The sequence below is a fragment of the Kitasatospora sp. McL0602 genome (genome assembly GCF_052076145.1).
Classification (GTDB): Bacteria; Actinomycetota; Actinomycetes; order Streptomycetales; family Streptomycetaceae; genus Kitasatospora.
The window spans coordinates 6,596,310-6,615,636 of the sequence record NZ_CP197246.1 but is presented as its reverse complement, the minus strand read 5'-3'; the positions used below and the strand labels follow the sequence as shown (position 1 = coordinate 6,615,636).

Sequence of the window (19,327 nt, the reverse complement as noted above, 5' to 3'; positions counted from 1 at the left end):
CAGTGCGATGACCAGCACTGATGCCATACCGCTCCGCCCGGTGACAACCGCAGGTCAACGCGGCGCGTCGGTGACAGCTGGGGTGAACGGCGCAGGCTATTCGCACGACTGCCCCATTCGGCTTGACGCAACTACCTCACTCTACGTAACCTCACAGTGAGTTACGAGACAGCCGTCCAACCCACCGGTAGCACGGCGGTCGGCGGTCAACCCACCGCCGGGGCTCGTGACCACACTCAACGCGAAATCTCGTCCGGGGAGACCAATGTCCAGCGACTACGCGAAGCAACTCGGGGGCAAGCTCCGAGCGATCCGCACACAGCAGGGGCTCTCCCTGCACGGCGTCGAGGAGAAGTCCCAGGGGCGCTGGAAGGCGGTCGTGGTCGGCAGCTACGAGCGCGGCGACCGTGCAGTGACGGTGCAGCGCCTGGCCGAGCTCGCGGAGTTCTACGGCGTCCCTGTTCAGGAGCTGCTGCCCGGCGGCACCCCGGGCGGCGCGGCCGAGCCGCCGCCGCGCCTGGTGCTCGACCTGGAGAGACTGACTCAGGTCCCCTCCGAGAAGGCCGGCCCGCTGCAGCGCTACGCCGCGACGATCCAGAGCCAGCGCGGTGACTACAACGGCAAGGTGCTGTCGATCCGCCAGGACGACCTGCGCACGCTGGCCGTGATCTACGACCAGTCGCCGTCCATCCTCACCGAGCAGCTGATCAGCTGGGGCGTGCTCAACCCGGACGCCCGCCGCGCCGTCCGTGACGAGGACGTGAACTGACCTTCTGCGAATTGCAGAAACGTCACGCCCGCTCTTCGCCACCCCTGGGCACTCTCAGCAGACCGTGCCCAGGCTGAACCCCGGCCGCGCGCCGACCTCCCCGAGGTCGGCCGCCGCCGGGGTGTAGTCGTGTCCGGCGCTCTCCCAGGCCCAGGCGACCTGCCGGTACTCCCCGCAGGCCCCGGCGCCGCCCTGCGAGCCGGCCAGCAGCGCGAAGCCCGGCAGTTCGCGGGCCAACCCCGCGCAGAGCACGGCGCAGACCAGGTCGAGGTCCTCGTCGTTGAGCCGTACGACGCCGTCCTCCCAGTGCAGGATGCGCGCCTCCGCCTCCAGCCGCCCGCCCGGCGCCTCGACCGAGCAGCGGAACTGGAACACCCCGTACCCGGCCCCGACCAGCATCCGCCGGAAGATCTCGGCACCCCGCTGGTACGCCTGCCGGACGGCCGACTGCTGCCGCTCCTCGAGGCCGAGCAGCCCGCCGTCGAGCAGCAGGTCGGCGTGGCAGAGCGTCAGGCCGCTCTCCCGGGCCCGGACGAGGCGCGGGATGAAGTCGCCGACCAGCTCCTCGCCCTGGTAGGTCAGCAGCTGAGTCTGGAGCGCCGGGTTGACGAGGTAGCGGTCCCGGGAGGTCTGCTCAGCCGGGTCGAGGCGGTGCAGCAGGCAGAAGTCGGCGAAGTCCCCCGGGTGGAACATCCGCGCCTGCACCGCGCCGAAGGCCCGCTGGGCCTCGGCGAGCAGCACGGCGGTGTCGAGCAGGTAGCTGTCGTAGTCCGGGGCGTCCGCGAGGCGCCAGGGGCGGGCCTGGGCGAAGTCCTCGGCGCTGGTCAGGATGCCGGTCAGGAACGCCTGGTCCTCGCGGCGGGCTGCCCCGGCGGGGGCGGCGCAGCGGGAGGTGCGGGGGTTGCGGCCGTTGCGAGGCATCGGTGGCTCCTGGGTGGCTCGGCAGGTGCGGCGTCAGGGCCGCTGCCCCTCTTCCTCCCCTCCCCCGACGGCCGCACACGTACCAGATGTCACAGGCCTGTAACTGAACGTGACATACCGATCCACGTGCCGAGCCCGCCCGGACGTGCTGCTACCGGGCCCGGGGGGCTCTGGCCAGCTGGCGGGACTGCGCGACGAGGCGGCCGGAGTCGTCCCAGATCTCGGCGTCCTCCTCGAAGTAGCCGTCGGCCAGGTTGCGGGTGGCGTGGCTGACGAGGAGCCAGCCGGGGCGGGGGCGGGCCCGCAGGTGGACGGTGAGCTCGATGGTCGGCGCCCAGCCGGGGAGGCCGAGGTCGAAGGTGACGGGTGGCAGGGCGTCGGCGGCGAGCAGCAGCATCAGCGGGTCGGGCTCGCGGCCGTCGGCGAGCTTGAACCATCCCTGGATGCGGCCCTCGCCGGAGGGCTGGCCGACGGCCCAGCCGACCGTCGCGGGGTCGAGCCGCAGGTCGAGCCGCTGGAGCAGGGCGGCCTGCTCGATCAGCTGCTTGGGGGCGTGCTCCATGCCGATGCACTTCTCGGGCGGCGGCAGCTGCGGCGGGCGGGCGCTGGTGCGGATGTCGCTGCCTTCGGCGGAGAGCTCGCCGTAGGTGGCGAGGACGCGCAGGCGCTCCTCGCCGTCCTGGTACATCGAGGCGGCACCGGTGGAGAGGCTGCGGCCCTCGCGGACCACGTCGGTGTGCACCTCGACCGGGCCGGAGCGGGCGGCGGAGAGGTAGTAACCGCTGATCGAGACCGGGTCGGGGTGTCCGGCGGCGCCGTGCCGGAGCGAGAGGGCGTGGCCCGCGACGGCCAGCAGCAGCCCGCCGTTGATGCCGCCGCCGATCTGCCAGCCGGGGTCGAGCTCGCCGTCGTAGCGGCCCGGTCCGCCCTGGGCGGGGGTGAGGGCGATGCCCTGGTCGAACTCACTGCGGATCGCGGTGGTCATGGGTGGTACGCCCTTCACTCCAACGGTTACCGGTCAGTAGCCAACATACGCCAGAGCCCGCCGCGCACGGGAGCCCCCTGGTACGCGCGAAGGCCGCCCCGGGGCGGGGCGGCCTTCGATGTCGAGTGCGGGGCTGGTCAGGCCCGGCGGATGGAGGGCTTGAGCTCCATGAAGCGCGCCAGCAGACCGTTGACGAAGGCCGGGGAGTCGTCCGTGGAGTACTCCTTGGCGATCTCGACGGCCTCGTCCACGACGACCGCGTCCGGGACGCCGTCCTCCCAGATCAGCTCGTACGCGCCGAGCCGCAGGACGTTGCGGTCCACCACGGGCATCCGGTCGAGCGTCCAGCCGACGGCGTACTGGGAGATCAGCTCGTCGATCCGACGGGCGTACTGGCAGTACCCCTCGATCAGCTGCATGGTGTACTCGCCCACCTGCGGCGTGCCCTCGTCCGGCTTCGGGTCGCGCGCGCGGCCCACCCAGTCAGCGAGTACCCGCTGCGGGTCGACACCACGATGGTCGGCCTCGAAAAGGATTTGGAAGGCCCTGGTACGGGCCTTGCTACGTGCAGCTGACACGGACTTACTTCACCCGGCCGAGGTAGCTGCCGTCGCGGGTGTCGACCTTGATCTTCTCACCGGTGACGATGAAGAGCGGGACGGCGATCTCGGCACCGGTCTCCAGGGTGGCGGGCTTGGAGCCACCGGTGGAGCGGTCGCCCTGGACACCGGGCTCGGTGTGCGAGATGACCAGCTCGACGGAGGCCGGCAGCTCGATGTAGATGGCAGCGCCCTCGTACATCGCGACCAGGGCCTCGAAGCCCTCGAGCAGGAACTTGGCGGCGTCGCCGACGACGTCGCGGCCGACCATGATCTGGTCGTAGGTGTCCGTGTCCATGAACACGAACTGCTCGCCGTCCATGTAGGAGAACTGCATCCCACGCTTGTCGACGCTGGCGGTCTCGACCTTGGTGCCGGCGTTGAAGGTCTTGTCGACGACCTTGCCGGTCAGGACCTCCTTGAGCTTCGTGCGCACGAAGGCCGGGCCCTTACCGGGCTTGACGTGCTGGAACTCGACGACGGACCACAGCTTGCCCCCGTCCAGCTTGAGGACCATGCCGTTCTTGAGATCGTTCGTGGAAGCCACGGGCGCACTTACTCCTGATATAGCTGTCAAGGAACCAAGGGGTGCGGCCTGCTCCCGCAGCAGCGGGTCACAGGGCGAGGAGCTCCTTGGTGGTGATGGTGAGCAGCTCGGGCCCGCCCTCTTCGAGAGGGCGCACCACGAGGGTGTCCTCGATCCGGACCCCGCCCTTCCCCGGGATGTGCACCCCTGGGCCGACGGTTACCGGCACGCGATTGTCCAGTTTACCCATGTCCGCGGGGCCGAGGCGCGGCGCCTCCCTGACCTCCAGTCCGATCCCGTGTCCGAGCGGGTGCACAGAGCCCTCCGCATGGCCTGCCGCCTGGAGGATCTCCCGGGCCGCCTGGTCGGGTGCGTGCTGTGCCACGCCCGGCGCGAGCGTCTCGCGGGCGGCCCGCTGGGCGCGGAAGACCAGGCGGTGCAGCTCGACCTGCCAGGGGGCGGGAGCCGCTCCGATCACGAACGTCCGGGCCGTCGAGACGCCGTACCCCCGGTACATCGCGCCGAGCACGACGGTGAGGAAGTCGCCCTCCTCGACCCGGCGGTCGGTCGGCTGGTGGCTCTCCTGGCCGGAGTGGCTGCCGGTGCCGACGGAGACCGGGAAGGCGGCCCGGTCGGCGCCGTGGTCGATCATGCGGCGCTCCAGCTCCATCGCCAGGTGCCGTTCGGTGCGCCCGACCAGGATCGACTCCAGCAGCTCGCCGAGCGCCTGGTCGGCGATCTCGGCGGCGATCCGCAGGTCGGCGATCTCGTGCTCGTCCTTGACCACCCGCAGCCGCTCGACGGCCTGTCCGAGATCCAGCAGCCGGATGCCCTGGGCCAGCCGGCCGACGGCCCGGTGCCGCAGCACGGTGAGGTCGTGCTCCTCGACCGCCAGATCGCGCACCCCGAGCCGGGTCGCGGCCTCGGCGGCGGCGAGCGCGGTGTCGCCGCCGCCGGGCACCGGCAGCTGGGAGGTGCTGGGGTCGACCAGGTGCTCGCCGGTGTCGTCGGGCGGCAGGTCGTCCGGGAGGGCGAGCACGGCGCGCTCGCGGGTCAGCAGCAGCGTCGCGCCGCAGGGCGCGCAGCCGGTGAGATAGCGGACGTTCGCAGCGCGCGTGACCAGCGAGGCGTCGGCCCCCGACGCACTGCAGTGTTCCCTCAGGCGCTCACGCCGGACCGCGTACGCATCAGCCATGCCACCGAGCCTACGGAGGGTGGCCGCCTCCTGCCCGTCGGAGCGGACCGACGGCGCGGCGGTCGGAGTCATATCGTCCGGCTATTGGGCTGACCGGGTGTCAGGGATTCACCAGCTCAGCCCAGTTGGCGCAGAATGGCGGAGGCCCTGCCACCCGTACGGCGACATCCGGGCCCTCCCCCGTCGACCCCGCTCCTGGAGTACCTCCCTTGGCCGTCTATGGCATGACCCGGTCACTCAAAGTGAACGCACCGGGCGCCCCCAGTGCCCCGTCGCTCGGCTATGCGCTCTTCGCCAGCCGCTGGCTCCAGGCCCCGCTCTACTTCGGGCTGGTCGCCGCGCAGGGCGTGTACGTCGTCCAGTTCTTCCACGAGCTCTGGCGGCTGATCTCCGAGGTGATCAGCGGGGAGGTCGGCGAGAGCCAGGTGATGCTCACCGTGCTGAACCTGGTCGACGTGGTGATGATCGCCAACCTGCTCATCATGGTGATCGTCGGCGGCTACGAGACCTTCGTCTCCCGGATCGGCCTCCAGGGCCACCGGGACCAGCCGGAGTGGCTCTCGCACGTCAACTCCAACGTGCTGAAGGTCAAGCTGGCCACCGCGATCGTCGGGATCTCCTCGATCCACCTGCTCCAGATGTTCGTCAACGTGCAGCACACCCCGCGCGACTCCCTGCTCTGGGGCACGGTGATCCACATGGCGTTCATCTGCTCCGCCGCGATCCTCGCCTTCATGGCCGGGCCGCTGGACCAGCCCCACCACGGCCACCCGGCCCAGCCCGCCGCCCAGCCGCTCCCGGAGCAGGCCGCAGCCACCGGCCACTGACGCCGCTACTGCTCCTCGACCGCGCCCTTGGCGGACCAGCGGTGCTCGACCTTGGCCAGCCGCCAGTAGGCCAGGGCTGCGGCCCAGACCACCACGAAGAGGCCGACGATCGCGAAACCGACGTTGTCGAGGCTCAGCTCGGCGACCCAGCCCGTCACCGGGTCGGTGAGGCCGAACTTCTCGTGGGCGACGCCGACCAGCTCGATGGTGCCGATGACGAAGGCCACCGCGATCGACAGCCCGGTGATGGTGAGGTTGTAGTAGACCTTCCGGACGGGGTTGGAGAACGCCCACTGGTAGGCGAAGTTCATGAACGTGCCGTCGAGGGTGTCGAAGAGGCTCATCCCGGACGCGAAGAGCAGCGGCAGGCAGACGATCGCGTACCAGGGCAGCCCGGCGGCGGCGCCGGAGCCGGCCATCACCATCAGCGTGACCTCGGTCGCGGTGTCGAAGCCCAGGCCCAGCAGCATGCCGACGGGGAACATCTGCCCCGGGCGGGTGATCGAGCGGGTGGCCCGGCCCAGGATGCGGTTCATCATGCCGCGCGAGTTGAGGTGCTGCTCGAGCTCCGCCTCGTCGTACTGGCCCGCCCGCATCGCCCGGAAGACCCGCAGGATGCCGGTCAGTGCCGCCAGGTTGAGGGCGGCGATCAGGTAGAGGAAGGCGCCGGAGGTGGTGGTGCCGATCAGGCCGAGCACCTTGTGCGTGGTGGACTCGTCGTTCATCAGCGTCCCCGCCAGGGCCGCTCCCCCGGCGACCAGGCCGGCCATCACCACGACCATCGAGGAGTGGCCGAGGGCGAACCAGAAGCCGACCGAGACCGGGCGCTTGCCGTCCGCCATCAGCTTGCGGGTGGTGTTGTCGATCACCGCGATGTGGTCGGCGTCGAAGGCGTGCCGCATGCCCAGGGTGTAGGCGGTGATCCCGAGGCCGACACCGAAGACCTGGGTGCCGACCTTGTAGTTCGCGGGCACCACCAGGAAGAACAGCGTGCCGAAGGCCAGCACGTGCATCAGCAGGATCACGGCGATCAGCCCGGCGGTACGGACGGTGTCCTCGCGCTTCCAGCGGAAGCCGGTGGCCTCACGGCCCGGTATGAGTCTCGGGGCAGCACTGATTTCGGGCAGGGTCATCTGCGGTCACGCTCCAACACCTCGTGGATCACTTCGTGAAGTGCCGTGGCCGGTCTCCTGGCTGACAGGTCGATGCGCCCGCACCCGGCCTTCCCAGCCGCCTCACGACGGCCAGTGACCCCCCTGACCCTGGGCGGGGTGGGGATGGTGCGAGCACTACCTGATCACAGTGGCGAGGGCCGCTCCGGGCTGAGACCCCTGGGGGCCTGTCACCGGTCTTCCCGAGCACCACGGCGTGCACCACCGTAGGGGTGACCGAGCATCAGCTGCAAGCCTGCACACCTGCGCAGGTGTGTGAATCGCACCGCTCGGGAGCCGCCCGGCGCGCGGGTGCCAGAATGCTGGGTATGCATCTCGTCCCCTCCGACCGCGCCGCCCACCGGACCATCGACGGCCACCGGGTCTGCGACGCCATCGCCGCCATCGGCGACGCCGGGCACGTCCGGTCCTGGGCCGAGCGCTTCGCGCTGCTCGCCGACCCCGGTCGGCTCGCCCTGCTGCTCGCGCTGCACGAGACCGGCCCGCTCGCCGTCTCCGACCTGGCCGTCGCGACCGGGATGCGCGACCCGGCGGTCTCCCAGGCCCTCCGCCTGCTCCGAGCCGGCGGCCTGGTCGAGGGCGAGCGGGACGGCCGGATCGTGCGCTACCGCCTTGTCGACATGTCGATCGCCGAGGTGCTCGAGCACGGCGTGCTCGGCTACCGGGAGGCCTGAGCCTGCTCGGACGGCCCGGACGGGTCAGACAGGGCGGCCGAGAGCGCGTCGAGGGCGGCCGGGTAGGCCCGCTCGGACGGCGCCGCGAAGCCGACGAGCAGGCCCTGCGGGCGGCCGCCCGGCTCGTGGTGCAGCTCGGTGAGACCGCGGACGGCGACACCCCGCCGGGCGCAGCCCGCCATCAGCCGCTCTTCGGCCGGGTCTTCCGCAGGGAGTGTGACGAGGGCGTGCAGCCCGGCGGGCACGCCGTGCACGGTCAGGGCGGGGTGGGCGGCCAGCCGGTCGAGGAGGAGCTCGCGGCGGCGGCGGTAGCGCAGCCGGGCGGCGCGGATCTGGCGGTCGTAGGCGTGGGTGGTGATCAGGTCGGCGAGGACGAGCTGCCCCAGGGTCTCGGTGTACATGTCCGCCGCCTGCTTGGCCCGCACCACCGGCGCCACCAGGTCCGGCGGCAGGACCATCCAGCCGAGCCGGAGGGCCGGGCCGAGGGTCTTGGACGCCGTACCGCAGTACACGACGTGCCCGGGTGCCATCCCCTGGAGGGCGCCGACGGGCTGGCGGTCGTAGCGGAACTCGCCGTCGTAGTCGTCCTCCACGATCAGTCCGCCGGTGGCACGGGCCCACCCGCACAGGGTCTGACGGCGGCGCGGGTGCAGCGGCACGCCGGTCGGGTACTGGTGCGCAGGCGTGAGGAAGGCCGCCCCGACGTCCGCCGTCAGCTGCTCGACGCGGGCGCCGTGGGCGTCGACGGGCAGGGCGAGGGTGCGGAGGCCGGAGCGTTGGACGACCGCGCGGTAGACGTTGTGGCCCGGGTCCTCGGCGGCGACTCGGTCGGCGCCGCCGCTGCGCAGCACCTCGCAGAGCAGGCCCACGGACTGGTAGTACCCGGAGGTGACGACGACGCGGTCGGGGGTGGTGAGCACGCCCCGGGTGCGGCCGAGGTAGTCGGCGAGCGCGGTGCGCAGCTCGATCCGGCCCTGCGGGTCTCCGGCGCCGAAGGCCTCCGGCCGGACCCGGGTGAGCACCCGACGGGTGGCGGCGAGCCAGGCGCGGGCGGGGAAGGCGCTGACGTCGGCAGCCCGGGGCGCAGGTCGTGCGCGGGCAGCGTCGGTGCCGGTGCCGGCAGCACCGGGGCGGGAGCCCGGGGCGGCACGTCGGCCACGGTGGTGCCCGACCCGGGGCGCGCCGTCAGGTAGCCCTCCTCCGCAAGCTGGTCGTAGGCGGCGGTGACGGTGCCGCGCGAGAGCCCCAGCTCCTGGGCGAGGCCACGGGTCGAGGGCAGCAGCTGCCCGGCGGCCAGGCGCCCGCCCCGGATCGCCCCGCGCAGGGCGGCCTCCAGCCCGGCGCGGCGCCCGCTCGCGGCGTCGAGGTCGACGTGCAGATCCAACCGGGAACCGGACCAGTCATTCGGCATGGAACTGGATCTTATCCATGGTCCGGTAGCCCTCTAGGTTCGTCGGCAGGAGCTGTACGGAGAGGGAGCTGAGGATGGAACGGATCGCCGTTGTCGGGCTCGGTGCGATGGGCGCGCCGATCGCCCGCCGTCTGCTGGGCCAGGGCTGTGAGGTCACCGTCTGGAACCGGTCGCCGGAGCGCGGCGCCGCGCCGGCCGAGGCCGGGGCGACGGTCGCCGGGACTCCGGCGGACGCCGCCCGGGGAGCAGAGGCGGTGATCGTCATGGTGTCCGACCCGGACGCCCTGCGGGAGGTGACCGAGGGCGGGCACGGGATCGCCGCCGGGGCCGGGCCGGGGAGCGTGGTCGTGCAGATGTCGACGGTGTCGCCCGCCGCCGTCACCCGCCTCGCGCGGGTGCTGCCGCCCGGCGTGGAGGTGCTGGACGCGCCGGTGCTCGGCAGCGTGGGCGAGGCGGCGGCGGGCGAGCTGCGCATCCTGGTCGGCGGCCCGCAGGCGCTGGTCGACCGGTGCAGGCCCCTGCTGGAGCGCCTGGGCTCACCGCTGCACCTCGGGGCCGTGGGCGCGGGCACGGCGGCGAAGCTCGTCGCCAACAACGTGCTCTTCGGCGTGCTCGGCGTACTCGGCGAATCCCTGGCCCTGGGCGGGGCGTTGGGGCTGCGGCCGGACGCCCTGTACGAGGCCCTGGGCGTGACACCGCTGGCCGCGCAGGCGGAGCGGCGACGCCCCGCCGTCGAGGCGGCGGACTACCCGGCGCGCTTCGCGCTCGCCCTGGCACGCAAGGACGCCGACCTGGTCGCCGCCGCAGCCGACAAGCTGGGCCTCGACCTCGGCCTCACCGCCGCCGCACGTGCCTGGCTGGCCGGTGCCGAACAGGCGGGGCGGGCCGGGCAGGACTACTCCGCCGTCCTCGCCCACATCCTGGAGCAGGCCACGAAGGAGGTCCGCCGGTGATCGTGATCGCTCAGCTCAGCGACCTCCACCTGGACGGCGGGCAGCGCAGCGCCGACCGCACCAGGGCGGTGATGGCCGAGCTGGAGGACCTCCCGTACGACCTGGACGCCGTCCTGGTCACCGGGGACATCGCCGACCACGGCCTCCCGGCCGAGTACGAGCAGGCCCGTGAGCTGCTGGCCTCGCGGCACCCGGTGCTGGTCTGTCCGGGCAACCACGACGAGCGCGGCGCCTTCCGGGAGCACCTGCTCGGGCAGCCGGCGTCGGCGTCGCCCGTCAACCAGGTGCACCACGCGCCCGGCTTCGCCGTCGCGCTCTGCGACTCGTCGGTGCCGGGAAAGGACGAGGGCTTCCTCGCCGACGAGACGCTGGCCTGGCTGGACGGCGAACTCGCCCGCACGCCGGCCGGGGTGCCGGTGCTGGTCGGCTTCCACCACCCGCCGGCCCCGCTGCACAGCCCGTACGTCGACGGCATCCGCCAGTACGGCGAGCAGCGGCTGGCGGAGCTGGCGGGCCGTCACCCGGCGGTGGTCGCCTTCCTGGCCGGGCACGCCCACGCCGCGGCGGCGACGACCTTCGCCGGCCGCCCCCTGCTCGTGGCGCCCGGCGTCGTCTCGACGCTCCGGCTCCCGTGGGAGCGCCGCACCCACCCGGAGGACCACGTCCGGCTCGACCAGCCGCCCTCGTTCGCCTTCCACGTCCTGGACGACGGCGGGCGGCTGACGACCCACTACCGGCAGGTCACCGGCCGAGGCTGAGGTAGTCGTGCAGGGAGGCCTTGAAGGCCGCGACGAAGGCCGTGCGGGTGGGCTCGTCGAGGAGGTCGAGGGAGAGGTACGGGTTGAGGTCCTCCAGCTCGACCAGCAGGAGGCGGCCGTCGGCCGTGCGGCAGGCGTCGACGCGCTGGATGCCGTGGCTGAGGGTGTTCCAGCGGACGAAGCGGTCGGCGAAGGCGAGGTCCTCGGCGGTCGGGGTGTAGCGCTCCAGCCGCCAGCGGCGCTCCTGGTCGGGGGCGTACAGGGCGTACTGGAAGGCCTGGTCGACGTAGTAGAAGGAGACCTCGTACGTGAAGTCGATCCGGGGCTGGAGCAGCATCCCGGGGTGGGGGCGGGCGTGCAGCTGCTCGGGGGTGAGGATCTCCAGGCCGATCGAGTCGGCGCCCTCCTTGGGCTTCGCGACGTAGGCGTCGGCGGGCGGGAGGCCGTCGGGGGTCTCGGCGGTGGGGATGACGGGGTGGCCGTCGGCCGTGAGATCCAGCAGGTACTGCTTGCCCGCCATGTCGGCCCGGCCGGTCAGCGGGTTGTAGACGCGGATGCGGCGGGCGCGGGCCTCGGCCACGAAGGCGTCGTACTGCTCGCGGTAGTGGATGACCGGTCCGCTGTTGCGGACCACCACGGCGTCGACCTCGCCCATCAGGGCTGCCGCCTCGGTCGGGTGGCAGGGGGCCACCGCGAAGTCCGTCCGCAGCTCGGCGGTGAGCCACCTGTCCTCGTCGCCGTAGGCCCGGCCCCGGGCCGGGTAGGCGAAGTCGGTGACGTAGAGCAGGCGGGGGCGGGGGCTAGGCATGCGGGCCACTGTACTCAGGGGTGCAGGACGACCTTCCCGAGGTTGGACCTGCACTCCAGCAGGTTGGCGGCCTCGGCGGCCCGGTCGAGGGGGAAGGCCGTGGTGACCGGGCGGAGGCGGCCCTCGGCGAGGTGGGCCCAGAGTTCGGTGCGGTGGGCGGCGACCAGGCCGGGGCGGAGCCGGGAGAGGCGGGCCATCGAGAGTCCGGTGACGGTGTGCATGCCGCGCAGCAGGGCGCCCGCGTCGAGCGTGCCGCCCGCGCCGCTGTTGACGACGAGCCGGCCGAACGGGACGAGGGCCTCGGCCGCCCGCTGGAGCGTCTCGCCTCCGACGCCGTCGACCACCAGGTCGACGGGTGCCACCCGGTCGAGGTGCTCGTACTCGACGACCTCGTCGGCGCCCAGCTCGCGGAGGAAGGCCTCCTTGCCCGGGGCGCCCACCGCCGCGACCACCCGGCTCGCGCCGAGGGCGCGGGCCAGCTGCACCGCGAGGTGGCCGACCCCGCCCGCCGCCGCCGTGATCAGGACGGACTCGCCCGCTTCGAGCCGCCCGGCCCGCAGTGCGGCCAGCGCGACCAGCGCGCTGCGCGTCACCGCGAGGGCGTCGCCCGCCGGGACGTGCTCGGGCACCGGGGTGACCAGTGCGGCGGGCACGGCGACGAGTTCGGCGTACAGGTCCTGGAAGACCACGCCGCCGACGCGGTCACCGACCCGGTACTCCGTCACCTCGGGGCCGACGGCGACGACCCGGCCGACCACGTCGCCGCCCGGGGAGTGCGGCAGCGGCACCTCCCCGAAGCCGCGCAGCATCTTCAGGACGGGAAGGGTGACCCCGGCGGCCTCGACCCGGAGCAGCAGCTCACCGGGGCCGGGGACGGGTGCGGGGGCCTCGCCGGGACGGAGGGCCGAGGGGCCGTCGTACGAGTGGAAGCTGACCTTGCGCATGGAGGTGCCCGCCCTTCGATGGATGTCGTTGGTGATCCCAACGATAGGGGCAGAATCATGGGTGTGTCCAACGTTTTCGGCTAGGCTGCGCCCATGACCGACCCCGCGCTCAGCCGCCTCCAGGCCCTCCCCAGCTGGCTCCTCGGCCGGGCCGCCGCGCTCGGCCACCGGCTGGTCGCCGAGCGGCTCGCCGAGGCCGGGCTGCGGCTGCCGCACCACGCCGTGCTCGCCGCCGTGGCCGAGTACCAGCCCGTCGCACAGGCCGAGCTCGCACGGCAGGTGAAGATCGACCCCAAGGACATGGTCACCGTGCTCAACGAGCTGGAGGCCAGGGAGCTGCTCACCCGCACCCGCGACCCGCAGGACGCCCGCAAGAAGCTGATCACCCTCTCCCCCGCCGGGCGCGACGTGCTCCGGCACACCGAGGAGCTGGGCAGCCGCGCCAACGCCGAACTGGTCGCCGCACTCACCCCCGCCGAGCAGGACCAGCTGGGCGGCCTGCTGCGGCGGATCATCGCGGGCGGCTGACCGGGAATCAGGACACCGACCGCCCGGTTGGCGACAGGTGACCGAGTCACCCACAGACCCGGTCACCTGTCGACCGAAGGTGGATGTCTGATGTCCAGCAGCTCGCACGCGCGCGCCGTGGATGTGCTTCTCCGTCCGTTCTCCATAGGGAGCATGACCCTGCGGAACCGGATCGCGATGGCGCCGATGACCCGCGAGCGCTCCCCCGGCGGCGTGCCGGGCGCCGACGTCGCCGAGTACTACGCCCGCCGGGCGGCGGCCGCCGTCGGCCTGGTCATCACCGAGGGCACCTACGTCGACCACGACTCGGCCGGTACGAGGGACGGCGTGCCGCGCTTCCACGGCGAGGACGCCCTCGCGGGCTGGGCGAAGGTCGCCGACGCGGTGCACGCCGACGGCGGGAAGATCGTGCCGCAGCTGTGGCACGTCGGCATGGCCCGCGTCGCCGGCGCGCCGCCCGTCCCGGCGGCGCCCCGCGTCGGGCCGTCCGGCATCCCGCTGGACGAGTCCGAGCCGGGCCACGCGATGACCCAGCAGGACCTGGACGACGTGGTCGCGGCCTTCGCGGCCGGGGCCGCCGCCGCCGAGGCCAGGGGCTTCGACGGCATCGAGATCCACGGCGCGCACGGCTACCTCGTCGACCAGTTCCTCTGGGAGCGGACCAACCGGCGTACCGACGCCTACGGCGGCGACATCGCCTCCCGGAGCCGGTTCGCCGCCGAGATCGTCGCCGCCTGCCGCCGGGTCGTCTCGCCGGACTTCCCGATCATCTTCCGGATGTCGCAGTGGAAGATCGGCGGCTACGACGCACGGATCGCCGTCACTCCGCAGGAGCTGGAGGCCGTCCTCACCCCGCTCGCCGAGGCCGGCGTCGACGCCTTCCACGCCTCCACCCGGCGCTACTGGGTGCCCGAGTTCGACGGCTCCGACCTCAACCTCGCGGGCTGGGTGAAGAAGCTCTCCGGCCGCCCCACCATCAGCGTCGGCTCGGTCGGCCTGGACGGCGAGTTCACCGACGCGTTCCGTGGCAAGGGCAGCGGCATCGAGGGCATCGACGGCCTGCTCGACCGGATGGAGCGCGACGAGTTCGACCTGATCGCCGTCGGCCGCGCCCTGATCGGTGACCCCGACTGGGCCGTCAAGATCCTCCGAGGCCGCACCGACGAGCTCACGCCGTTCTCGGCCGAGGCGATCGGCGGCCCGCTGTACTGAGTGCAACTGGCGGCGGAGAAGCCTCAGCGCTGCTGGCAGGCAGGGCACCAGAAGAGGTTGCGGGCGGCGTGGGTCTCCGTCCGCACCTCGGTGCCGCAGACCAGGCAGGGCATGGCGGCCCGGCGGTAGACGTAGACCTCGCCGCCGTGGTCGTCCACCCGGGGTGGGCGGCCCATCGCCTCGGGGGTGTGCTCCGGGCGGACGGTGTCGATCCGGCCGGCGCCCGCGCCGTCGTGCATCAGGGCCACCAGATCGGCCCAGATCGCGTCCCACTCGGCGGCGGTCAGGTCGCGGCCGGGGCGGTGCGGCGCGATCCCGAGGCGGAAGAGCACCTCCGCGCGGTAGACGTTGCCGACGCCCGCCAGGACCTTCTGGTCCATCAGCAGCGCGGCGATGGTGGTCGCACTTCGGGAGACCCGGCGCCAGGCGGCGGCGCCGTCCGCGCCCGCACGTAGTGGGTCCGGCCCCAGCCGGGCGTGCACGGCGTCCTTGTCGGCCGGGGTGAGCAGCTCGCAGGTGGTCGGGCCGCGCAGGTCGGCGTACGCGTCGTCGTTCTCCAGCCGCAGCCGGATCTGCCCGACCGGCGCGGGGGCCGGGCCCTCGCCGAAGGTGAAGCCGCCGTACAGCCCGAGGTGGATGTGCAGCCAGGCATCCTCGAAGCCGAGGAAGAGGTGCTTTCCGTGCGCCTCGGCCTCGGTGAGCACCCGGCCGTCTATCAGCGCCGCCCCCTCCGCAAACCGCCCCTGCGGGCTGGACACCCGCGCGGGCCGGTCGCCGAACGCCCTGGCGTTCTCAACGGCCAGGCGGTGGATGATGTGGCCTTCGGGCACGGGCGTCAGCTCCCCCGGGAGTTCCTGCTACGACCCCTCCATCATCGCAGCCCGCAGTGACACCGAACTTCACACAACTGGCCAGCCCGCCAGGGGCGCGGGGAACTGCGCGAAACGGGAGTAACGGGCCAGTGCCTTCCGAATCGCGCAGTTCCCCGCGCCCCCGATGGCTGGCCTTCAGCGCAGCAGCTTCGACGTGATGACCTGGTCGAGGGCGGTGGCGGTGGCGGCGATGTCGAGTTGGGAGTTGTCGATGATCGGGAGGCCGGAGTTGTACCAGCCGGCCATCCGGCCGTGGATGCGGGCGACCTCGTCGTCGGTGAGGCGACGGTTGCCGTTGCGGCGGGCGTTGCGGGCGAGGACGGAGTCGAGGCCGGGGAGCAGGACGACGGGGATCATGCCGGGGCCGATGTGGCGCCGCCAGCCGCCGAGGCCGACGGCGGGGCGGTCGGGGAAGACGGCGTCGTCGATGATGCAGGAGATGCCGTTGGCCAGGTAGTTGCGGCAGGCGAAGCCGCAGGTGCGGCGGGCCAGGCGGTACTGGGCCTCGGAGGCGTGGTTCCAGCCGGACTGGGGGTTGGCGAAGCCGGCCTGCACCCACTCGCGGACGTCGTCGAGGCTGACGTGGGCGGTGGGGGTGGGGCGGCGCTCGGCCCAGTGCCGGGCGACGGTCGTCTTGCCTGCGCCGGCCGGGCCGATCAGCAGGACGGCCAGCGGGCCGTAAGCGGCCTGCGGCTGGTGCACGGGGCCGCCGGGTGCCATCGGGAAGTGGCCGGTCGGCGGCAGTTGGGACGGCGGGGGCGCGAGGGGCCTGGGTGGCACCGGGGAACCCCCTGTGTACTGCGTCACTGCACCTCCCGACCGGCCTCGGCTCCCGGACGGGACGATACACGTCGGCCCGGTGGCGGGCACAGTCCGCCACCGGGCCTGACCTGCTGTCAGCGGGTCGCCAGCTGCTCCGCGATGGCGCGAAGGGCCAGCTCGTAGGAGCCGAGGCCGAAGCCGGCGATGGTGCCGGAGGCGACGGCGGCGATCACCGAGTTGTGCCGGAACTCCTCGCGGGCGTACGGGTTGGAGATGTGCACCTCGATCAGCGGGGCGGTCCGCTGGGCGGCGGCGTCCCGCATCGCGTACGAGTAGTGCGTGAACGCGCCGGGGTTGATCACCACGGGGGTGCGCTCGTCGGCCGCGCTGTGCAGCCACTCGACCATCTGCTGCTCGGAGTTGGTCTCGCGGACCTCGACCTCGAAGCCGAACTCCTTGCCGAGCGCGGTGCAGCGCTCGACCAGCCCGGCGTAGGAGGTCGCGCCGTACACGTCGGGCTCCCGGCTGCCGAGGCGGCCGAGGTTGGGCCCGTTCAGCACGACGACGCGCGTCGCGGCGGCCGTCACGACGAGACCTCCGCGTACGCGCCGACCAGCAGCGACGGGTCCGGGCCCTCCAGGACGGAGGTCTTGCCGAGTCCGTCGAGCACGATGAAGCGCAGCAGGTCGCCGCGCGACTTCTTGTCGATCTTCATGGCGTCCAGCAGCTTCGGCCAGGCGTCCGCCCGGTAGGTCAGCGGCAGGCCGACGGAGGCCAGCACGGTGCGGTGCCGGTCGGCCGTCTCGTCGTCCAACCGCCCGGCCAGGCGGCCGAGTTCGGCGGCGAAGACCATGCCGATGGAGATCGCCGCGCCGTGCCGCCACTTGTACCGCTCGTTGCGCTCGATGGCGTGGCCGAGGGTGTGGCCGTAGTTCAGGATCTCCCGGCGGCCGGCCTCCTTGAGGTCGCCGGAGACGACGTCGGCCTTGACCTGGATGGCGCGGCGGATGAGCTCGACGGTGTGCTGCCCGGCCGGGGTCTTGGCGCCCTCCGGGTCGGCCTCGATCAGGTCGAGGATCACCGGGTCGGCGATGAAACCGCACTTGATGACCTCGGCGAGGCCGGAGACGTAGTCGTGCTTGGGCACCGTCTCCAGCGTCGCCAGGTCGGCGAGCACGCCGACCGGCGGGTGGAAGGCGCCGACCATGTTCTTGCCCTCGGCGATGTTGATGCCGGTCTTGCCGCCGACGGCGGCGTCGACCATGCCGAGCAGCGTGGTCGGCATCGAGACCCAGCGCACGCCGCGCAGCCAGGTGGCCGCGACGAAGCCCGCCAGGTCGGTGGTGGCGCCGCCGCCGAGGCCGACGATCACGTCGCTGCGGGTGAAGCCGGTCTGCCCGAGCACCGACCAGCAGTACGCGGCGACCTCGGCGCTCTTGGCCTCCTCGGCGTTGGGCACCTGGAGCAGGATCGCCTCGTAGCCCTCGGCCGCCAGGTCCTCGCGGATCGCCTCGCCGGTGGCCTCCAGCGCCTCGGGGTGGATGATCGCGACGCGGCGGGCCTGGTTGCCGATCAACCGGCCGAGCTCACCGAGCAGCTGGCGGCCGACCAGCACGTCGTACGGGTCGTGGCCGGCGCTGCCACCGACGTGGATGGTGACGGTGTCGCTCATGCGTTCTTCTCCAGTGCTTCGAGTGCGGCGTCGGCGACCTGCTCCGGCGTCCGCCCCTCGGTGTCGATCACGGCGGTGGCCACCTCCAGGTAGAGGGGGCGGCGGGCCTCCATCAGCTCGCGCCAGGCGGCGCGCGGGTTGACCGCGAGCAGCGGGCGCGGCGCGTCCAGGCCGACCCGCTTCACGGCGTCGCCGAGCGCGACCTCCAGGTAGACCACCTTCAGGCCCGCCAGCAGCGTACGGGTGGCCTCGGCCAGCACCGCGCCGCCGCCGAGCGCGAGCACGCCGTCGTGGGTCTCGGCGGCCGCGCGGACGGCCCGCACCTCCAGCTCGCGGAAGTGCGGCTCGCCCTCGTCGATGAAGATCTCCGGGATGGGCTTGCCCGCGAGCTGCTCGATGTCGGCGTCGGTGTCCCGGAAGCCGACGCCGAGGCGGTCGGCGAGCAGCCGCCCGACGGTGCTCTTGCCTGCGCCGGGCGGCCCGACGAGCACCACGACCGGTGCGGTCATCGGACGATCAGGTTGTCGAGGTAGCCCTGCACGTTACGGCGGGTCTCGGAGACGTTGTCGCCGCCGAACTTCTCGCTCACCGCGTCGGCCAGCACCAGCGCGACCATCGCCTCGGCGACGATCCCGGCGGCCGGCACGGCGCAGACGTCGGAGCGCTGGTGGTGCGCCTTGGCGGCCTCACCGGTGCGGACGTCGATCGTCTGGAGCGCGCGCGGGACGGTCGCGATCGGCTTCATCGCGGCGCGCACGCGGAGCAGCTCGCCGGTGGAGAGGCCGCCCTCGGTGCCGCCGGAGCGGCCGGAGGTGCGCCGGACGCCGTCCGGGCCGGGGACGATCTCGTCGTGGGCCTGCGAGCCGGGGACGCGGGCGAGGTCGAAGCCGTCGCCGACCTCGACACCCTTGATCGCCTGGATGCCCATCAGCGCGGCCGCCAGCTTGGCGTCCAGGCGGCGGTCCCAGTGCACGTGGCTGCCGAGGCCGGGCGGGAGGTTGTAGGCCAGCACCTCGACGACGCCACCGAGGGTGTCGCCGTCCTTGTGGGCCTGGTCGATCTCGGCGACCATCCGCTTGGAGGCGTCCGCGTCCAGGCAGCGCACCGGGTCCTCGTCGAGGCGGGCCTCGTCGGAGGGCAGCGGCAGCACCCCGGCGGGGGCCTTGGCGGCGGCCAGCTCGACCACGTGCGAGACCAGCTCGATGCCGCAGGTCTCCTTGAGGTAGGAGCGGGCGACGACGCCGAGGGCGACGCGGGCGGCCGTCTCGCGGGCGCTGGCGCGCTCGAGGATCGGGCGGGCCTCGTCGATCGAGTACTTCTGCATGCCGGCCAGGTCGGCGTGGCCGGGACGGGGCCGGGTCAGGGCCTCGTTACGGGCCAGGCTGGCCAGGATCTCGGGGTCGACCGGGTCGGCCGACATGACCTGCTCCCACTTCGGCCACTCGGTGTTGCCGACCATGATGGCGACGGGGCTGCCCATCGTCAGGCCGTGGCGGACACCGCCGAGGAAGGTCACCTCGTCCTGCTCGAACTTCATCCGGGCGCCACGGCCGTAACCGAGCCGCCTGCGGGCCAGTGCGTCGGCGACCATCTCGGTCGTCACCGGCACTCCGGCCGGCAGACCCTCCAGCGTCGCGACCAGTGCGGGGCCGTGCGACTCCCCCGCCGTCAGCCAGCGCAACGTACCCAACGGAGCTCCTTCGTCAGCGGCCCTGCGCGGCGGCGGGCCGACCAGGCGG

At 73.0% G+C, this 19,327-nt stretch carries 21 protein-coding genes, 1 pseudogene and 1 riboswitch; of the genes and pseudogenes, 7 read left to right on the top strand and 15 right to left on the bottom strand.

All coding sequences use genetic code 11. The annotated features are described in order from the left end of the window. Positions 1-265 precede the first annotated feature (265 nt). A complete protein-coding gene (bldD, locus tag ACR68M_RS30095; protein WP_441247299.1) occupies positions 266-769 on the top strand; it encodes a transcriptional regulator BldD in 504 nt (167 codons plus the stop codon). A 54-nt stretch (positions 770-823) separates the two neighbouring features. On the opposite strand, the gene ACR68M_RS30090 is transcribed toward bldD, so the two are convergent. The 5 genes from ACR68M_RS30090 to ACR68M_RS30070 form a co-directional block, all read right to left on the bottom strand. Next, entirely contained in the window at positions 824-1,690 is an 867-nt protein-coding gene (locus ACR68M_RS30090) for a hypothetical protein (protein WP_441247298.1), read from the bottom strand. Between the two features lie 151 nt (positions 1,691-1,841). Further along, positions 1,842-2,675 (bottom strand): thioesterase family protein, encoded by an 834-nt coding sequence (locus ACR68M_RS30085; protein WP_441247297.1) that lies wholly within the window; start codon positions 2,673-2,675, stop codon positions 1,842-1,844. Between the two features lie 137 nt (positions 2,676-2,812). Beyond that, entirely contained in the window at positions 2,813-3,253 is a 441-nt protein-coding gene (nusB, locus tag ACR68M_RS30080) for a transcription antitermination factor NusB (RefSeq protein ID WP_441247296.1), read from the bottom strand. 4 nt (positions 3,254-3,257) lie between these two features. After that, positions 3,258-3,821 (bottom strand): elongation factor P, encoded by a 564-nt coding sequence (efp, locus tag ACR68M_RS30075; RefSeq protein ID WP_441247295.1) that lies wholly within the window; start codon positions 3,819-3,821, stop codon positions 3,258-3,260. Positions 3,822-3,888: 67 nt separating this feature from the next. Further along, a complete protein-coding gene (locus ACR68M_RS30070) occupies positions 3,889-4,995 on the bottom strand; it encodes a M24 family metallopeptidase (protein ID WP_441247294.1) in 1,107 nt (368 codons plus the stop codon). Positions 4,996-5,237: 242 nt separating this feature from the next. Between ACR68M_RS30070 and ACR68M_RS30065 the strand changes: the two genes are divergently transcribed. Continuing rightward, positions 5,238-5,822, top strand: coding sequence for a TIGR00645 family protein (locus ACR68M_RS30065; protein ID WP_441247293.1), 585 nt, complete (start codon positions 5,238-5,240; stop codon positions 5,820-5,822). 5 nt (positions 5,823-5,827) lie between these two features. Here the strand turns inward: ACR68M_RS30065 and ACR68M_RS30060 are convergent, their stop codons facing one another. Beyond that, positions 5,828-6,955 carry a HoxN/HupN/NixA family nickel/cobalt transporter gene (locus tag ACR68M_RS30060; protein ID WP_441247292.1) on the bottom strand — a complete coding sequence of 376 codons (1,128 nt, stop codon included), beginning with the start codon at positions 6,953-6,955 and terminating at the stop codon, positions 5,828-5,830. 30 nt (positions 6,956-6,985) lie between these two features. Next, positions 6,986-7,203: riboswitch (cobalamin riboswitch) on the bottom strand. Between the two features lie 99 nt (positions 7,204-7,302). Here ACR68M_RS30060 and ACR68M_RS30055 point away from each other — a divergent pair. Further along, positions 7,303-7,668 (top strand): ArsR/SmtB family transcription factor, encoded by a 366-nt coding sequence (locus ACR68M_RS30055; protein ID WP_441247291.1) that lies wholly within the window; start codon positions 7,303-7,305, stop codon positions 7,666-7,668. Here the strand turns inward: ACR68M_RS30055 and pdxR are convergent. Further along, positions 7,653-9,079, bottom strand: a pseudogene (gene pdxR, locus ACR68M_RS30050) (MocR-like pyridoxine biosynthesis transcription factor PdxR). The gene ACR68M_RS30055 and the pseudogene pdxR overlap by 16 nt on opposite strands. Before the next feature lie 74 nt (positions 9,080-9,153). Here pdxR and ACR68M_RS30045 point away from each other — a divergent pair. Beyond that, positions 9,154-10,032 (top strand): NAD(P)-dependent oxidoreductase, encoded by an 879-nt coding sequence (locus tag ACR68M_RS30045; protein ID WP_441247290.1) that lies wholly within the window; start codon positions 9,154-9,156, stop codon positions 10,030-10,032. Next, on the top strand, positions 10,029-10,790 hold the full coding sequence (locus ACR68M_RS30040; RefSeq protein ID WP_441247289.1) for a metallophosphoesterase: 762 nt from the start codon (positions 10,029-10,031) through the stop codon (positions 10,788-10,790). Before ACR68M_RS30045 ends, ACR68M_RS30040 begins: the two co-directional genes overlap by 4 nt. Here the strand turns inward: ACR68M_RS30040 and ACR68M_RS30035 are convergent. Next, complete coding sequence (locus tag ACR68M_RS30035) at positions 10,774-11,598, bottom strand: hypothetical protein (RefSeq protein WP_441247288.1); 825 nt, start codon at positions 11,596-11,598, stop codon at positions 10,774-10,776. The two genes, ACR68M_RS30040 and ACR68M_RS30035, sit on opposite strands and share 17 nt — an antisense overlap. A gap of 14 nt (positions 11,599-11,612) precedes the next feature. After that, positions 11,613-12,542 carry a quinone oxidoreductase family protein gene (locus ACR68M_RS30030; RefSeq protein ID WP_441247287.1) on the bottom strand — a complete coding sequence of 310 codons (930 nt, stop codon included), beginning with the start codon at positions 12,540-12,542 and terminating at the stop codon, positions 11,613-11,615. 93 nt (positions 12,543-12,635) lie between these two features. Here ACR68M_RS30030 and ACR68M_RS30025 point away from each other — a divergent pair, with 93 nt between their 5' ends. Further along, complete coding sequence (locus ACR68M_RS30025) at positions 12,636-13,070, top strand: MarR family winged helix-turn-helix transcriptional regulator (RefSeq protein ID WP_441247286.1); 435 nt, start codon at positions 12,636-12,638, stop codon at positions 13,068-13,070. A gap of 90 nt (positions 13,071-13,160) precedes the next feature. Continuing rightward, positions 13,161-14,282 carry an NADH:flavin oxidoreductase gene (locus tag ACR68M_RS30020; RefSeq protein ID WP_441247285.1) on the top strand — a complete coding sequence of 374 codons (1,122 nt, stop codon included), beginning with the start codon at positions 13,161-13,163 and terminating at the stop codon, positions 14,280-14,282. Between the two features lie 23 nt (positions 14,283-14,305). Here ACR68M_RS30020 and ACR68M_RS30015 read toward each other — a convergent pair whose 3' ends face one another. The 6 genes from ACR68M_RS30015 to aroC all read right to left on the bottom strand — a co-directional run bounded on the left by ACR68M_RS30015 (position 14,306) and on the right by aroC (position 19,278). Next, complete coding sequence (locus ACR68M_RS30015) at positions 14,306-15,112, bottom strand: Fpg/Nei family DNA glycosylase (protein ID WP_441247284.1); 807 nt, start codon at positions 15,110-15,112, stop codon at positions 14,306-14,308. A gap of 177 nt (positions 15,113-15,289) precedes the next feature. Further along, on the bottom strand, positions 15,290-16,054 hold the full coding sequence (locus ACR68M_RS30010) for an AAA family ATPase (protein WP_441251753.1): 765 nt from the start codon (positions 16,052-16,054) through the stop codon (positions 15,290-15,292). Beyond that, positions 16,051-16,503, bottom strand: a complete 453-nt coding sequence (gene aroQ, locus ACR68M_RS30005) for a type II 3-dehydroquinate dehydratase (protein WP_441247283.1) — start codon at positions 16,501-16,503, stop codon at positions 16,051-16,053. Before aroQ ends, ACR68M_RS30010 begins: the two co-directional genes overlap by 4 nt. Then, on the bottom strand, positions 16,500-17,588 hold the full coding sequence (gene aroB, locus ACR68M_RS30000) for a 3-dehydroquinate synthase (RefSeq protein ID WP_441247282.1): 1,089 nt from the start codon (positions 17,586-17,588) through the stop codon (positions 16,500-16,502). Before aroB ends, aroQ begins: the two co-directional genes overlap by 4 nt. Then, positions 17,585-18,097 (bottom strand): shikimate kinase, encoded by a 513-nt coding sequence (locus ACR68M_RS29995; protein ID WP_441247281.1) that lies wholly within the window; start codon positions 18,095-18,097, stop codon positions 17,585-17,587. The genes aroB and ACR68M_RS29995 overlap by 4 nt, the downstream gene beginning before the upstream one ends. Further along, positions 18,094-19,278, bottom strand: coding sequence for a chorismate synthase (aroC, locus tag ACR68M_RS29990; protein WP_441247280.1), 1,185 nt, complete (start codon positions 19,276-19,278; stop codon positions 18,094-18,096). Before aroC ends, ACR68M_RS29995 begins: the two co-directional genes overlap by 4 nt. Positions 19,279-19,327: the final 49 nt, after the last annotated feature.

What these genes read in the sequence shown, in the direction of transcription:
- bldD (WP_441247299.1), top strand. Translation starts at nt 266, where the DNA reads ATGTCCAGCGACTACGCGAAGCAACTCGGGGGCAAGCTCCGAGCGATC.
- ACR68M_RS30090 (WP_441247298.1), bottom strand. Translation starts at nt 1,690, where the DNA reads ATGCCTCGCAACGGCCGCAACCCCCGCACCTCCCGCTGCGCCGCCCCC.
- ACR68M_RS30085 (WP_441247297.1), bottom strand. Translation starts at nt 2,675, where the DNA reads ATGACCACCGCGATCCGCAGTGAGTTCGACCAGGGCATCGCCCTCACC.
- ACR68M_RS30070 (WP_441247294.1), bottom strand. Translation starts at nt 4,995, where the DNA reads ATGGCTGATGCGTACGCGGTCCGGCGTGAGCGCCTGAGGGAACACTGC.
- ACR68M_RS30060 (WP_441247292.1), bottom strand. Translation starts at nt 6,955, where the DNA reads ATGACCCTGCCCGAAATCAGTGCTGCCCCGAGACTCATACCGGGCCGT.
- ACR68M_RS30055 (WP_441247291.1), top strand. Translation starts at nt 7,303, where the DNA reads ATGCATCTCGTCCCCTCCGACCGCGCCGCCCACCGGACCATCGACGGC.
- ACR68M_RS30045 (WP_441247290.1), top strand. Translation starts at nt 9,154, where the DNA reads ATGGAACGGATCGCCGTTGTCGGGCTCGGTGCGATGGGCGCGCCGATC.
- ACR68M_RS30035 (WP_441247288.1), bottom strand. Translation starts at nt 11,598, where the DNA reads ATGCCTAGCCCCCGCCCCCGCCTGCTCTACGTCACCGACTTCGCCTAC.
- ACR68M_RS30030 (WP_441247287.1), bottom strand. Translation starts at nt 12,542, where the DNA reads ATGCGCAAGGTCAGCTTCCACTCGTACGACGGCCCCTCGGCCCTCCGT.
- ACR68M_RS30025 (WP_441247286.1), top strand. Translation starts at nt 12,636, where the DNA reads ATGACCGACCCCGCGCTCAGCCGCCTCCAGGCCCTCCCCAGCTGGCTC.
- ACR68M_RS30020 (WP_441247285.1), top strand. Translation starts at nt 13,161, where the DNA reads ATGTCCAGCAGCTCGCACGCGCGCGCCGTGGATGTGCTTCTCCGTCCG.
- aroB (WP_441247282.1), bottom strand. Translation starts at nt 17,588, where the DNA reads ATGAGCGACACCGTCACCATCCACGTCGGTGGCAGCGCCGGCCACGAC.
- ACR68M_RS29995 (WP_441247281.1), bottom strand. Translation starts at nt 18,097, where the DNA reads ATGACCGCACCGGTCGTGGTGCTCGTCGGGCCGCCCGGCGCAGGCAAG.